Raw genomic sequence first — 13,371 nt, 5'->3', positions numbered from 1 at the left:
CGTCCCTAGTCGGGAGGAAGCAAGACCTTCTCTTCCTTAGCGGCTGCCTCAAAAAGCTGACGAACCTCCTTCGGCGATACCTCGCCCTCAATTGCGGCCATGCAGCCCTCGACCGCCCGTTTCCACTTAGGGCCGCGCCGGTTCCACAAGAGGAGTTGTTCGGCGGCACCCTGGACGTGACTAACACCATAGCGGAGCCCAGGACGCTCGCCCTTGACGTATACTGGAGGATTGAACCAGAGAAGGCCCATTAGGACACGCTAATGGAGCTGGGACATTTTTGGTAGAGGGCTTCGTTGCGCTCGATCCCGCCGGGCAGGAAGAGCAATCCTAGCCGAATGAAAACGTGAATGGCTTGCCGCCTAACGTGCCGGTGCCGGTGCCGCGCATGCCAGTCGAGACGAAGGTGAACGGGCCGCTTGAGCCATCATTGCAGGTAAACGTTCCGCTCCCCTCGCGATTGGTGACATAGACGAAGTCGCCTTTGCAGCTACGCCCCTTGTTGCTTTTGATGGTGAGATTTCCGGCGCCGTCGGCATACCCCGTCGCGCTGCCCGTGAAAGTTTCTGATCCGTCTCCGGCCTGTCCCCGAACCGGCAGCGTCATTGCGCACCCGCCAAGCGTCAGGCATGCGGCGAGAGCCGCGAATTGGTTCTTCATTTCAGATCCCCCGTTGCATCTCTCCAGCGATACACCACAGGACGGATGTTAGCTCAAGTGGTCCTGCATGGCTGTCCACCAAACAACAATTGGCTCCGTCAGTGGGGCCTCTTCGCTACCGGAACCTCTTCGGTCATCGCTGTTTTTTTCATCGCCGATTTGTGAAAAATGGGCATCGGCAATCAAGCCATACAAAAGAAAGCCGATACCCATGGACAACTACAAAATCGTATTTTTCGGAAGACGAGGCCGCGCCGTCGGCCAGAGAATTGTCCCACGCGAAGGACACTGGGAAGCGTGTGAGTGGGCCTGGAAGCACAAACCCTCGGGAACGGTCGACTTTCATGTCGAGGAGGCGACCTTCGAAAGCGAATCGGTGGAGCAAACCAGAAAGGATGACGAAATCATCCAGATGGCATTCCATATCCTCAGGAAACGGGCGGGTATGATCGACCTTCCCTGATGCCGGAATACCCCATGCGTCGCCCGTGAGGGAAAGCGCATGGGTACCTTAGCGAAACTCGCGCCCTCCTGCCGTCTTAAAGCCAGATTTCAGACAAGAAGAAGGGGCAGGCAGGGCGCGGATGTCGAATGTTATTCCGCCTTGGCGATCTCCAAAGCGGTCTTAAGTTCCGACAGGTCGGAATCGGTGAGAGCATCGGCAGTGTCCGATACATCTACCTCGGGACCAGTCATGGCCGGGAAGAAGGACGTGAGTTCCTTCTGGGTCACCTTGGGAGCCCCTGCCGTCAAATCGCGCTGCGGCTTGGTGTCTGCGGAATAGGGCAAGCCCGTGGCCGGGTCATGTGTGCCCTGCTGGATGCCCAACTGCACAGCAGCCCATTCCATGCGGCCCGCTCGGGCGGCAGCTGCAGCCATCTCGGCATGGCCGGGCCTGTCCGCGCCATGGGAGCGCGTCCGAACGTCCACCTTGCGAATGGCCTCGCGGACCAACTGCAGGGCCTCGCGCTCCTGCTTAAGCTGGCGCTCAAGTTCCTGGCGCTGAGACACCAGTGTGGCGTTCTCCTCGGTCAGTCTCGAGATTTCGGCGTTGAGCCTGCCGATCTCGGTGGAGTTGTCGAGGGCGTCGAGTTGGGCGAGCAGTTCCTCGCGGGAGATGGGTTTCTTGGCCATTATGGCTGTTCCTTTCAGAGGTAGTGAATGAGAATCGAATAGGTGGTGAGCGTGAGGACGGAGCCCACGTAGAGCGCAGATGCGTAAGCGAGCATCGGCGTCACTCAGCGTCGGGCAGCGACTGCCACCAGAGATCGTAAGCGTTCGCCAGCCGTGCGGGATCAAGTCGGCCGGTCACCACATCCGAGACGATGCGACGGGCCAAGCTGTCGTCAGTCCGCGAGGCCGCATACATCAGCGAGGACCAGCGTTCGCTGCCGATGTACTCGGAGGCGGCTGGCGTTGCCTCCATCACAGTCGTCTCGACAAGGGTAGCTGCAGTAGCGGCGTCCACCCCCGTAGCCTCGGAGACACGGGCGAGGGTGTCATTGAAGTCGCCGGTCTCGACCATCGTTTCTACGCCATCCACAAGGGCCTCAGGCGTGAAGCATTCGGCGAGAGCGTCGAAGGTCTCGGAGAGCGATGGCGCGGCATCTTCGTCCTTGATCTCAAGTTGCTCCTGGAGGGCCTCAAGGTCAGCGTCGGACAATTCGTCAATGGAGATATCCTCCAGTGGATCGTCGCCAGCGGGGACGCCACGGGGATCAAAGGCTGACTGGTTGACGTCAAGGTCTGGAGTCCCCGAGTTGCCCTGAGGTGCGAGCAGGCCAAGCTGCTCGGCAATGTCGAGGTCGACGTAGGTATTCATTCCGGGGATAAACACCTTGCCGTCTGGGGCGGGACCAGCGGCAGAGCCAACGGCGTAGTTGGGGTTGCTTGGAGTCCAGCCTGAGCGGCTGTCGTCGGGGGTAGGCAGGCGTAGCATTCCGTCGTCGGAGTAAGACATGGTTTGATTTCCTAAAGGAGGTTGGCGGCCCTAAGGGCCATTCGGGTGTAATCGAGGAGGGTCATCTGGGACCCTGAGTTGGTGGAGACGGGCGAGGACCAGAAGCCCTTGCCGTAGATCGCGTTGGCGTGGTGGACGAAGTCACGGCCAAGGAGGCGGTGGGTTGCCCCTGAGGCCTCCTTGATCAGCTTCGTCCGACCGATGGTCTTGCGGAAGTCGCCCAGCAGGGCACCGGCACGCGTTGCCAGGAAGGCCTTGCGGTTCTCCCAGAGGCCCTCGGCGTGGCCTGTGTCGTAGTAGACCGACACCCACCCCACCAGCGCCAGGGCGTTGGTGACGGCCTCGGTATAGGTCCGCTTGTCCCTGTGCTGCCAGTTGGCGAGGAGACCCTTGGCCTTGGCTATCTGCGGTAATCCCTTGTGGATGTCGGAAGGGCTGAGGCAGAAGGCAGGAGGCTGCGCCATACGCCGCTCAAGTCCCCTGAGGTCCCCTGCGATACGCTGGGCCAGCTTGGCGTCGGTCTGGAGATAGACGGCAATGGCGTGGCGGAAGATGGCCAGTTCGTTGCGGGACGGTAGGCGGGCCAGAGGGTCCCCACGGGAACTGGCGGTGTCCCTGTGGGTGCCGCAGTAGCGAGAGACACCGGCGCGTTTCCGGTCACAGCCGTGGCAGGAGCAGGGTTTCTGTTCGTTGATGGTCTGTCGGCGCCGCAACTGAGCGCCGTTGTCGGGGGCTTGGGCACCCACACGCCAATCGCGCGGGTGGCCCCGAGTGACGGGGGATGCCATAGGGTTTCCTTGGGTTTACTTAAACGCGCCGTAGTTCTTGAGACCAGACGATGCGATGTCCATGAACGTGGACATGGGGTTCATGCTTTGCTTGTTGAGCGCGTCCTGGGCGTCAAGCTGGTTGGCTTTGCCTTGCATGACGTAGGTGGCCGTGGCCCCCTCGCGTTGGTCCTTGGCGTTGGCGATGGAAAGCGCGGTCTGTCGGCTCTGCTCGGCCAGCCTGAGGCCTGCGGTGTTGCCGTTCATGCCAGCGCCTGAGGCGACAGCGGTTGACTTGGCGCGGTCACCCTCAAGGGTGGCCTGATAGCCTTCCTTGTTGGCGGCATTGGCCTTGGTGACGAAATCGTGTTCGTTGCTGGCTTGGTTGAAGTTGTAACGCTCTTTGATGCTCGCAGAGTTGGCGGCGGCGGCAGATGCCTGCCCGGCAGCATTGGCGAGCCCGGCAGCGATGCCGAGAGTAAGACCTAGATCGCACACGGCGACCTCCTATGGTTTTGATGTATAGGGAGAGCCTCCTTGCGGGGAGGCGGTAGGTGCGGCATCGAAGATAGAGCATCGAGCCGAGGTGGTAGGGGAACGCGAGTTCAACCCGAGTTCACCGTAGATAAAACTCAAGGGTACTTAAGGGATAATACCTATTGGTATAAACCCAAGGAAGGAATCTCAGGGGTCTCTCAAGAGCCCCTCGAAGAAGCTCTTAGAGATAACCTTAAGTTCCCCCTCCTATAAGGTTCCCCCAACAGGTGACATCCGAGAGACGATTTCTTGTCTCCCGAATCTTGTCTCCCCGCCAAGGCTACGCGGCGAGCCGTGCGGCCCTGAGGCCAACGCCGGATGGCGCATTGAAGCCTTCAAATGGACGGTACTTGATCCGCACGGCTGAGCGGTCCTTAGCGTCGATGACATCGTGGTCTGCCAAATAGGACAGGCTAAGGTCTCGCTTGAAGGCTGGCGTACCCGCCCGTTCAACGTGAATACGGGTCTCGGGCAGATAGCCCAAGGTGTCCCTGAGGATTCGGCAGAGGGGGCCGAGCGGGTCTTTGTAGGTCCGCCGTCCGTAGGTGATGTCCGACGTGTCGATACGAGCCCCAGAGGCAGGGTGATAGGCGGCATAGGAGCCGTGGAGTTCAATCGTGGTGGTGTGAAGGGACATGGGATGGCTTTCTTCCTGTGTGCGGTGGTGGCCACAACAGGGGTTGGGTAGGTGCAGGTGGTGTAGGACAGCGGGCGCGGGTTGATGCTCTCTGAATGAGGGCCACCGCACACAGAGTCTGTTAGGCTGGCTCGCCGTCTCGGAAGGCCTTGAGTTCATCGACCGAATGACGGCGGGTGAACCACTCGGGCATCAGGTCTCGGGTGTCCTTGGGGCGTTGGGTGCCATTGGCGACGATCTCTGCAATCCGATCGTACTCAAGGTAGCTGGTGTCGGATGGAAACCACCCGAGCAGCCGGAAGTCCCAAAGGGTCTTGAGGACACCCTGGATGCTTTCGACGTTAAGGCGGTGGTTGTCGCGGACACGTTGCATGTCCTTCAACGAGCAACCCTCGGGAACCATCGCGCCACAGTGGGCGAGCCTTCGGGCGGTTCGGGTGAAGCGCAAGGGTAGCGGAGCGTGGCGGCTTTGATGCCATTTCCCGGCGACAGGGAATGTGCTGGCGAGAGACGGCTTGTTCGGGGCGGCGCGCATGGCGTCGATTGTCGCGGCGATATCGGCAGCGGCGGTATAGGTCACGGTGGATTCATTCCTAGATATTGAGAGTGCTCTGCGAATGTGCGCAAGATGTAGATGAGGCCCCCTTGGTGATCAGGGCGGACCACCAAGACAAAAACAGGGAGCAGAGGGGAAAGAAGGGCCATGGGGCGCAGGCGAGGCGTTCCCATGTTATCAGTATGGGGCCTAACCCGCCGAAGCGGCTCTATGTCCAGTATGGGTGGGTATTGGCCGGAAGCGTTTATTGTCTCCGATATGGCAACATAATTAGAGGGTGCTAATTTTAAGCTTCTATTCTCATTATGAGGCCCTAATTGACATGCGCTCGCCAGCTTCTCTGTCCTTGATGAGTGGGTAAATCATGGACCAATCCAGAAGTTGAAATTATTTCAGGTTGCTGGGCAGAGCTACAATCGTGCTTCACCACGTTTTCTCTAGGGCCGCGCGCTTCACGTTGAGCGCGTAACCAGCGCCATAATTGAACGCCACGCCTGCTTCCGAATGTCCCATGATTTCCTTGGCGAGGCTCTCAGGGCAACCGGTATTTCGCAGAAGGTCTTTCATCCGATGGCGAAGGCTGTGGATGGTCTTCTTCGTATCCGTGACCACAGTGCGCAGGCGCTTCATCAAGGCGGCGGATGCCCCCTCTGAGCGGCGTGGACCGGCGTAACGCTTGAATAGGGAGGCCTCAGGGGCGAGGTCAGCCCCAAGGTGCTTGAGAACCGCCAAGGCCTTCGGAGACAGTGGCACGTCCCGCTCCGAGTTCTTGGTCTTGAGCGTGTGATCCCCATGGGGCCGGATACGAATGCAGCCCAAAGTCTCGTCCACGTCCATTCGCCTGAGATTGCACACTTCCCCAAGGCGCGCCCCGGTGTCCCTGAGGACCACCCAGATACCCGCCAGGGCGGCGTCACCCTTCTCCATCACGGGAGCGAGGGCCACCATGTCATCCTCCGATAACGGGAGACGGGCGTCCCTGCTATTCGTTGCGCCCTTGATTTCCAGTTGAGCGAAGGGGTTCTTCATGTCGAGGTCGTGTTCCTTGATCATCTTGTTGATGGCAGGGCTTACGATCTCGATTGTGCGCCTTACAGACGGTGGTGCCATTTCATCCGCCAAGGCGTCGCGGAACTTCCGGGCCTCAGCGCGTGTCAGCTTCTCAATTGGCCGTGCGGTGATCTCATGCTTGCCGATCACGGCAATGAGGCGCTCCTTCACCTTGTTAACCCTGTTGGTCAGCGCGAGGTCCCTTGCGTGAACCCCAGTTGCTTTCATGGTCAGATAGTGGGTGAGGGCGCTTGCGACGGTATAGGTTTCCTTCGGCAACTGCTTCCGACCGATAGCCCTTATGGCCTCAAGGGAAACTGCAGGGCTCTTGCCCCGCTCCTCAGCGTCTTCATACTCATTGACCAAGCCGTCCTGAAATATGCTCAGGCCTTCGTCCAGGCGGTCGCTGAGTGCACCGCCGCTGTGACCGGCGAGGGTGGCGATGTCCTTTTCCGTGAAGCCAAACTGCCTCATCCTGCGAATGATCAGGGCACGCTCACCCGCTTCCGTTGGGGCAATAGCCTTGGCCGATTTGAGGAGCCGTTCGGTTTCCCTCTCGACCTGAGCGTACATCTTGATGGCTTGGGTTCGGTCCTTCCCGAGGGACTTCTTGATCTCACGCTTGCCGACGATCTCCCTGAGGCTCTCAGGGACGACAAAGCGGTATTGGTAGTGACCGGATGGAGAGACTTTGAGGTGCGGTGTGGACAAGGCTAACTCCCGAATTGACGGGAGCTTTGTACCAAATCTTGTACCGATCCGTCAACTGGAGCGCCCAAGAACCCAGCATTTGCGGGCTTCCGGCTGCATTTTGTGGTGCGGATGAAGGGACTCGAACCCCCACGCCTTTCGGCACTGGAACCTAAATCCAGGGCGTCTACCAATTCCGCCACATCCGCTTTCCCCGGCAATCCCATGTAGCCATCATTCTGTCAATGTCGGCGCCCAAGTCATGCTATCCGGTTAAAGCGCGTCGCGTCGAAATGGATTCAGGTGACGCGCTTTAAGTCTTTTGATGCATGCCATTCGCCAAAAACGCCGCGCACTTTTGGGCGGCATGCATTGAAGCGAAGATGGTTGAAAATTAGCCTAGCCTGTGACAAAAGGCGTGTCGAATGTGACGGAATGTGAATTTCCGCCTCTGCAAGGTGCGAAAAGTTATAGTAAAAACAAGAACTTATTCGCATTTGGCAAGGCGCAGTTCAGGAAGATGTGAACCGCATTAGCGGTCAAATCGCCAGGTTCCGTCCCAAAAGCCATTTCCGGCAAGATCATACCGGCAGGCTGTAAACGGCTAAGAACCGTTTGGCAGTCTCATTGTTGAAAACAAAGGTTCTAGGATGCAGGTCACCGAAACGCTCAACTCCGGTCTCAAGCGCGAGATCAAGATCACCGTGCCGGCCGGTGACATGGAAGCCAAGCTGATGGCGCGGCTGACCGACGCCCGTGACAAGGTGCGCATCAACGGCTTCCGCCCGGGCAAGGTGCCGGTGCAGCACCTGCGCAAGATGTACGGCAAGTCGTTCATGGCCGAGGTCGTCAACGAGATCCTCAACGACTCGACCCGTTCGATCATCTCGGGGCGCGGCGAAAAGGCCGCCATGCAGCCCGAAGTGATCATGACCGAGGACGAGAAGGAGGCCGAGAAGATCCTGGCCGGCGGCGCCGATTTCGAATTCAGCCTCAACTACGAAGTCATCCCGCCGATCGAGATCAAGGATTTCTCCGACATCAAGGTGACGCGTCAGGTCTATGACGTGCCGGAATCGGAAGTCGACGACCAGGTCAAGCGTGTTGCGGAATCGGCGCGCAGCTACGAGCCGAAGACCGGCAAGGCCGCCGAGGGCGACCGTGTGAGCATCGACTATGTCGGCAAGATCGACGGCGAGGCTTTCGCCGGCGGCGCCGGCACCGACCAGCCGCTGGTGCTCGGCTCAAAGGAGTTCATCCCCGGCTTCGAGGACCAGCTGATCGGCGCGAAGGCCGGCGATGAGAAGCAGGTCACCGTCACGTTCCCCGAAAACTACCAGGCGGCGCATCTGGCCGGCAAGGAAGCCACCTTCGACGTCACCGTCAAGGAGGTGTCGGCGCCCGGCGCGCTCGAGGTCAATGACGAGACGGCCAAGAATCTCGGCCTGGAATCGCTGGAGCGCCTGCGCGAGATCGTGCGCGGCCAGATCGAGAACCAGTTCGGCTCGATGACCCGCCAGAAGGTGAAGCGCCAGCTGCTCGACCAGCTCGACGCGTCCTACTCGTTCGAAGCGCCCTCCAAGCTCGTCGAGGCCGAGTTCAACAACATCTGGGCCCAGGTCAACCGCGACCTCGAAGCCGCCGGCCGGACCTTCGCCGACGAGGAGACGACGGAAGAAGAGGCGCGCGCCGAATATATGCGTCTTGCCGAACGCCGCGTGCGCCTTGGCCTCGTGCTCGCCGAGATCGGCGAGAAGGCCGGCGTCAGCGTGTCGGACGAGGAACTGCAGCGCGGCCTGTTCGAGCAGGTGCGCCGCTTCCCGGCAAACCAGCAGCAGGAAGCCTTCGAGTATTATCGCAGCAACCCGGAAGCCATCAACGCGCTGCGCGCGCCGATGTTCGAGGAGAAGGTCGTCGACTACCTGCTCGGCCAGATTTCGGTCGACGACGTCAAGGTCGGCAAGGATGAGCTGATGGCCGACGACGAGGAGGCCGAGACCGCGACCAAGGCGAAGCCGGCCAAGAAGGCCTCTTCGAAGAAGGCCGAGGCAAAGGCGGGCGAAGCCGCCGACGAGGCGGAAGAGCCGAAGAAGAAGGCCGGGCCGAAAAAGAAAACCGCCAAGGAAGCCGAGTAACAGCTTCCAATCCATCGATTTCGAAAGGCCGCCTCCGGGCGGCCTTTTTCGTTGTGAGGTACTCATTGTGGCGGCGCGGCAACACTGACAACTTGTCTTGATGGCCCACCGCTGGCGATACGGAGCGTTGAACATTATCTGCGCTTCATCGCATCCGTGGCTGTTTGGAGGCATTGGTGAGGCTGGGGTTCATGATGAGGGACGTGGTCGTCGCCGCGGCGCTCTTGTTTGCCGTGGCCGCAGGTGTCGCCCGCGCCGAGCCGGATCTCGGCAACTGGAGCGTTGGCGCCGGCGACGACGGCCAGATCACGGCATCGCTGCATGCCAGCAACAAGCTGATCACCGGCGGCGGTGCCTTGGGTTACAGCCCGGTGCTGACCCTTGCTTGCCGGCCCGACGGCGAACCGCGCTGGAGCGAATGGCTGCAGCTCAACGATGCCGTTTCCGCCAGCCGCAAGATCACCATCTCCGTCGTGGTCGACGGCGGCGGCAAAACCGATGAAAGCTGGTCGGTCGGCCCGCGCGGCAGACAGCTGGTCAGGGACGGGAACGACGGCATCAAGCGTCTGGGTTCAGCGAACCGGCTGACGCTGTCGTGGCGCTTCGGCCTCCTGTCTGGACGCGGCGAGGCCGATTTCGAACTCGCGGGCCTCTCCGAAGCGATCGGACAGATCGCGGCAAGCTGCAAAACCGATCCGCCCTGATCCCACCGCTTAAAACAGGCTTTCCAGTTCTGCGGCCGTCATCACGCGCCCGAACACCTTGCCGATGATGGCGAGCGTCGCGTTGTGCGAGGCCTCGTCCAGCCCGCCATTGGCATCGCTGACGAAAGCCACCTTGTAGTCGCGCATGAAGGCGCTGCGGGCCGTCGATTCGCAGCAGATGCTCGTCACCGTGCCGATGATGATGACGGTGTCGACCTGGCCGGCGCCGCGGATGTTGCGCAGCACCGTTTCCAATTGGGTGTTGTGGAACGCATCGTAGCGGTGCTTCTTGATGATCACCTCGCCCGGCAAGGGAGCGAGTTCCGCCACGATCCTGGTGCCGGCGCTGCCTTCCCGCATGCCTTTGGCCTTCAGCCTTGGCTGGTAGGCGGTCTCGAGCGGGGAGATGTTGAAATGATCGCTCAGCACATGCTGCGTGTAGACCACCGGGACATCAGCCGCGCGGCACAGTTCGACCACCTGCCGCATAATGGGAATGCGATGCCGCGCCATCGCGACTTCCATCACCGCGCCTTCATCGACGAAGTCGCTCTGCATGTCGATGACCAGCAGGGCGGCGCGTTCTTTGTCGAACGGCCATGGCTCGTTGCCGTGCTGAGGCATTGCTGTCTTCCTGTCGTTTGATGGCGGCCAGGTGCCCCTTTATCATAAATCTGGTCGAAATGGCCGTGGGCCATCCGCCTGTCGCTCATAGCCCAAAACCTTCGCCAAGGCCGGCTTTTCTATTCATTGGGCTCATTCTGTGGTATGCAGGTGCCGCAATTTCACTGAAGAGACGCGAACAATCCGCTGTACCGTCCAGGGCACAACAGCGAGGCCGGTGTGGAGCGGATCCGTCCGACGTAAATGACCATTAGGGAGGAAATGCGATGCGTGCAATTGCGCTTTTCATCGTGTTGTCCGCGACGACCTTCTTCGTGAGCCCATCGCAGGCGCAGGACGCCGCCGCGGGTGAGAAGGTCTTCACCAAGTGCAAGGTCTGCCACGTTGCGGACCAGGACCAGAACAAGATTGGCCCGTCCCTGCACGGTGTCATCGGGCGCGTCGCGGGCACACACCCCGATTTCACCTATTCCGCGGCCATGATCGCGGCCGGAAAATCCGGCATCAAATGGGACGAACCCACGCTCACCAAATATCTCCACGATCCCAAGGCGATGGTCAAAGGGACGAAGATGGCGTTCCCCGGTCTGAAGGATGACCAAGACATAGCCAACGTCATCGCCTACCTGAAACAGTATTCCAAGTAGCGGCCGTCGCGGGCCCCATTAGGTGGTCGCCCGCTGAAGGAAGAGGGTCGGCAATTGCGCTGTTGAGATGTCGCGCGCCGTCTCGCTACGCCGGCAGCGCAAAGAACCCCAACAGCAGCAGGATGGCTATGCCAAGGCCGAGTATGAGAAGCGTCCGCGTATCCATGACGTTCACCTTCGCATCTTGAGAATACCGAAAAAGAACCTGTGGAGCCAGCACGCTGCCGCGGCTGGCCATTGGCCGGCGTCGGATAGTGTTTCAGTTTGAAATCCGGCGGCCTTGACGCCGCTGTCGCGCCAGCCGGCGAACTCCTATATGCTTACCGGAAAGCAGGGAGGATAAGATCATGCCATTATACCTGACCCGGTTCAGCTACACGCCGGCCACATGGGCTAAGCTTATCAAGAACCCAGAGGACCGCCGAGAGGCGGCGAAGCAGTACATTGAATCGGTTGGCGGAAAGCTGCACGGATTCTGGTACGCCTTTGGTGAGCACGACGGCTATAACTTGTGGGAGGCTCCGGATAACGTGTCGATGGCGGCCACGGCGCTCGCGATCGGCTCGGGCGGAGCGCTGAGTTCCATACAGACGACCGTCCTTCTGACCGTGGAGGACACGCTTGCAGCATTGCAAAAGGCATCGTCGATTAAATATCGACCGCCTGGAGAACAAGCCTAGATGCCCACCGGACCTAAAGGCCAGAAGCGCCCGCCGATGTGATCGGCAATGCCGTCCGCGTCATGCGCATTGCGACCGGCGAGGAAGCCGACACTGTCAAGCGCGGCCCCCTACAAAAAAGCAGCCGCCGAAATTTCAAACTGAGACACTACCCGGCGTCGACAGAGGGCGACAAATCGGGCGTAAAGGGGTATGTTGGCACAGGTGCAGGTCGCGGTTTTGCGTGGCCAGTCACGCAGAGCGTTAGCACCGTGAAATCCGCGACCTTGCCGGACCTGATCTGGAGGAACGGTCATGGCAAGCTTTCACGTGATTGCAGGCGCCAGCGAAACGCTGGAGCATACCAAAGTGAGAAAGATCGGCGTTTCCGATCTTTTCGATGCGCTCAGGCGCGGTGTCGACGACTTCATGGTCAAACCCTCGCACATCGTGTTTTTGTGCATGATCTATCCGCTCGTTGGCGTGGTGCTTGCCACCTGGACATCGGGAGCAAACACGCTGCCGCTGCTATTTCCACTGGTGTCAGGCTTTGCGCTGATCGGGCCACTCGCGGCGATCGGCCTTTATGAGATCAGCCGCCGGCGGGAAGCCGGGCTGGATGCTTCCTGGAAACATGCTTTCGAGGTCAGGAATTCTCCGGCGCTGCCGGCCATCGCCGCCGTCGGAATCATGCTGTTTGCAATCTTCATCACATGGCTTTTGACCGCAAAGCTTTTCTACGAGTATCTGTTCGGGCCCGAGCCGCCGGCGTCACTGTCCAGTTTCATAACCGAGATATTCGCCACCGGGAGCGGCTGGACGCTGATCGTACTGGGTCATGCGATCGGGTTTGTATTCGCCGTGGTGGTTTTGTGCACCACCGTGGTCGCTTTCCCGCTGCTGCTCGATCGCGACGTCGGCGCCTACGAAGCCATCCACACTTCGGTGCGCGTGGTCCTGGCCAATCCGATCGTGATGGCCGTCTGGGGACTTATCGTCGCCATTGGGCTGATCATCGGCTCGCTGCCTGTGTTCGCGGGGCTGGCGGTCGTGCTGCCAATCCTTGGCCACGCCACCTGGCACGTGTACCGCAAGGTGGTGGAACCGCAGGCCGCCCCAAGACCGGCGAACTGAGCCAAGCCTGTCATGAGCACCGGCGACAGTGCCGGTGCGCTCAGTAGGCCGGGTGGCTGAACCGCGCCTGACGCGCGCCCGCCGTCAGGTTACGGAAATCCTTGCCGCTGACATGCACGAGCGTCTTGTGGTCGCCGCCCTCGAAATAGATATCGGCGGCGTCGCGCAGGCTTTCGTCCAGGATGACCGGCACGTCATAGGCCGCGCCGATCGGCGGTACGGCGCCGATGTCGCAATCATCGAAGAGCGATACCACCTCATCCTCGGAAGCGAGCCCGAGGCGCCTGTCCATGACGTCCTGCAGCTTGCCGAGTTCGATCCTGTGGGTGCTTGGGACCACGGCCAGCGCATAGCCGAGCTCGTGGTGAACGACCACGGACTTCGCCATGATGCCGCCGGGCACATGCGCGGCGATAGCGGCCTGCCTGCTGGTGGCAGTTCGATGGTGCGCGACGGTGTCGTACGGAATTTCCTTGCCGTCGATAAAATCCTTCAGTCTGTTTGCCATCGTCATTGTCCGCGTCCTTTGCTTGAGTTCACGGCGCATGCGCCAAACCAAATGGACCGGCGTCCTGCTGTTTCGAGGCACCCGCCACTGCAGTTCCGGTTGG

At 60.3% G+C, this 13,371-nt stretch carries 18 protein-coding genes and 1 tRNA gene; 6 read left to right on the top strand and 13 right to left on the bottom strand.

Annotated features, from left to right (window positions below):
• Positions 1-5: 5 nt before the first annotated feature.
• From FJ418_RS10360 to FJ418_RS31875, 3 genes are all read right to left on the bottom strand, one after another.
• Positions 6-251: a DUF982 domain-containing protein gene (locus FJ418_RS10360; protein ID WP_140865268.1), complete on the bottom strand. Its 246-nt coding sequence runs from the start codon at positions 249-251 to the stop codon at positions 6-8.
• A gap of 79 nt (positions 252-330) precedes the next feature.
• On the bottom strand, positions 331-660 hold the full coding sequence (locus FJ418_RS10355; protein WP_140865267.1) for a hypothetical protein: 330 nt from the start codon (positions 658-660) through the stop codon (positions 331-333).
• Positions 661-708: 48 nt separating this feature from the next.
• Entirely contained in the window at positions 709-873 is a 165-nt protein-coding gene (locus FJ418_RS31875) for a hypothetical protein (RefSeq protein WP_181166896.1), read from the bottom strand.
• Here FJ418_RS31875 and FJ418_RS10350 point away from each other — a divergent pair.
• A complete protein-coding gene (locus tag FJ418_RS10350) occupies positions 872-1,123 on the top strand; it encodes a hypothetical protein (protein ID WP_140865266.1) in 252 nt (83 codons plus the stop codon). The two genes, FJ418_RS31875 and FJ418_RS10350, sit on opposite strands and share 2 nt — an antisense overlap.
• Before the next feature lie 131 nt (positions 1,124-1,254).
• Here the strand turns inward: FJ418_RS10350 and FJ418_RS10345 are convergent, their stop codons facing one another.
• The 8 genes from FJ418_RS10345 to FJ418_RS10310 all read right to left on the bottom strand — a co-directional run bounded on the left by FJ418_RS10345 (position 1,255) and on the right by FJ418_RS10310 (position 7,066).
• Positions 1,255-1,794 carry a cell division protein ZapB gene (locus tag FJ418_RS10345; RefSeq protein ID WP_140865265.1) on the bottom strand — a complete coding sequence of 180 codons (540 nt, stop codon included), beginning with the start codon at positions 1,792-1,794 and terminating at the stop codon, positions 1,255-1,257.
• 100 nt (positions 1,795-1,894) lie between these two features.
• Positions 1,895-2,620, bottom strand: coding sequence for a hypothetical protein (locus tag FJ418_RS10340; protein WP_140865264.1), 726 nt, complete (start codon positions 2,618-2,620; stop codon positions 1,895-1,897).
• 11 nt (positions 2,621-2,631) lie between these two features.
• A complete protein-coding gene (locus tag FJ418_RS10335) occupies positions 2,632-3,408 on the bottom strand; it encodes a hypothetical protein (protein WP_140865263.1) in 777 nt (258 codons plus the stop codon).
• 15 nt (positions 3,409-3,423) lie between these two features.
• Positions 3,424-3,885, bottom strand: coding sequence for a hypothetical protein (locus FJ418_RS10330; RefSeq protein ID WP_140865261.1), 462 nt, complete (start codon positions 3,883-3,885; stop codon positions 3,424-3,426).
• Between the two features lie 319 nt (positions 3,886-4,204).
• On the bottom strand, positions 4,205-4,561 hold the full coding sequence (locus FJ418_RS10325; RefSeq protein WP_140865251.1) for a hypothetical protein: 357 nt from the start codon (positions 4,559-4,561) through the stop codon (positions 4,205-4,207).
• Between the two features lie 121 nt (positions 4,562-4,682).
• Complete coding sequence (locus tag FJ418_RS10320; protein WP_140865249.1) at positions 4,683-5,141, bottom strand: hypothetical protein; 459 nt, start codon at positions 5,139-5,141, stop codon at positions 4,683-4,685.
• A 399-nt stretch (positions 5,142-5,540) separates the two neighbouring features.
• Positions 5,541-6,878: a tyrosine-type recombinase/integrase gene (locus tag FJ418_RS10315; protein ID WP_140865247.1), complete on the bottom strand. Its 1,338-nt coding sequence runs from the start codon at positions 6,876-6,878 to the stop codon at positions 5,541-5,543.
• Positions 6,879-6,981: 103 nt separating this feature from the next.
• A tRNA-Leu gene (locus FJ418_RS10310) sits at positions 6,982-7,066 on the bottom strand.
• A gap of 441 nt (positions 7,067-7,507) precedes the next feature.
• On the opposite strand from FJ418_RS10310, the gene tig reads away from it, so the two are divergent.
• Positions 7,508-8,992, top strand: coding sequence for a trigger factor (tig, locus tag FJ418_RS10305; RefSeq protein ID WP_140865245.1), 1,485 nt, complete (start codon positions 7,508-7,510; stop codon positions 8,990-8,992).
• 176 nt (positions 8,993-9,168) lie between these two features.
• The gene (locus FJ418_RS10300) at positions 9,169-9,696 is read left to right on the top strand and encodes a hypothetical protein (RefSeq protein ID WP_246683001.1); all 528 of its coding nucleotides are present in this window, start codon (positions 9,169-9,171) and stop codon (positions 9,694-9,696) included.
• 9 nt (positions 9,697-9,705) lie between these two features.
• Here the strand turns inward: FJ418_RS10300 and FJ418_RS10295 are convergent, their stop codons facing one another.
• Complete coding sequence (locus tag FJ418_RS10295; protein ID WP_140865243.1) at positions 9,706-10,320, bottom strand: isochorismatase family cysteine hydrolase; 615 nt, start codon at positions 10,318-10,320, stop codon at positions 9,706-9,708.
• A gap of 266 nt (positions 10,321-10,586) precedes the next feature.
• Between FJ418_RS10295 and FJ418_RS10290 the strand changes: the two genes are divergently transcribed.
• The 3 genes from FJ418_RS10290 (at position 10,587) to FJ418_RS10280 (ending at position 12,760) form a co-directional block, all read left to right on the top strand.
• Complete coding sequence (locus FJ418_RS10290; RefSeq protein WP_140865242.1) at positions 10,587-10,967, top strand: cytochrome c family protein; 381 nt, start codon at positions 10,587-10,589, stop codon at positions 10,965-10,967.
• Between the two features lie 347 nt (positions 10,968-11,314).
• Entirely contained in the window at positions 11,315-11,647 is a 333-nt protein-coding gene (locus FJ418_RS10285; RefSeq protein WP_140646725.1) for a GYD domain-containing protein, read from the top strand.
• Between the two features lie 294 nt (positions 11,648-11,941).
• Positions 11,942-12,760, top strand: a complete 819-nt coding sequence (locus tag FJ418_RS10280) for a DUF2189 domain-containing protein (RefSeq protein WP_140652479.1) — start codon at positions 11,942-11,944, stop codon at positions 12,758-12,760.
• A 40-nt stretch (positions 12,761-12,800) separates the two neighbouring features.
• Here the strand turns inward: FJ418_RS10280 and FJ418_RS10275 are convergent, their stop codons facing one another.
• Positions 12,801-13,274: an aminoacyl-tRNA deacylase gene (locus FJ418_RS10275; RefSeq protein ID WP_140652477.1), complete on the bottom strand. Its 474-nt coding sequence runs from the start codon at positions 13,272-13,274 to the stop codon at positions 12,801-12,803.
• Between the last annotated feature and the right edge of the window lie 97 nt (positions 13,275-13,371).

The organism is Mesorhizobium sp. B2-8-3 (genome assembly GCF_006440815.1).
GTDB lineage: Bacteria > Pseudomonadota > Alphaproteobacteria > Rhizobiales > Rhizobiaceae > Mesorhizobium.
This window is presented reverse-complemented; position numbering and strand designations above follow the sequence as displayed.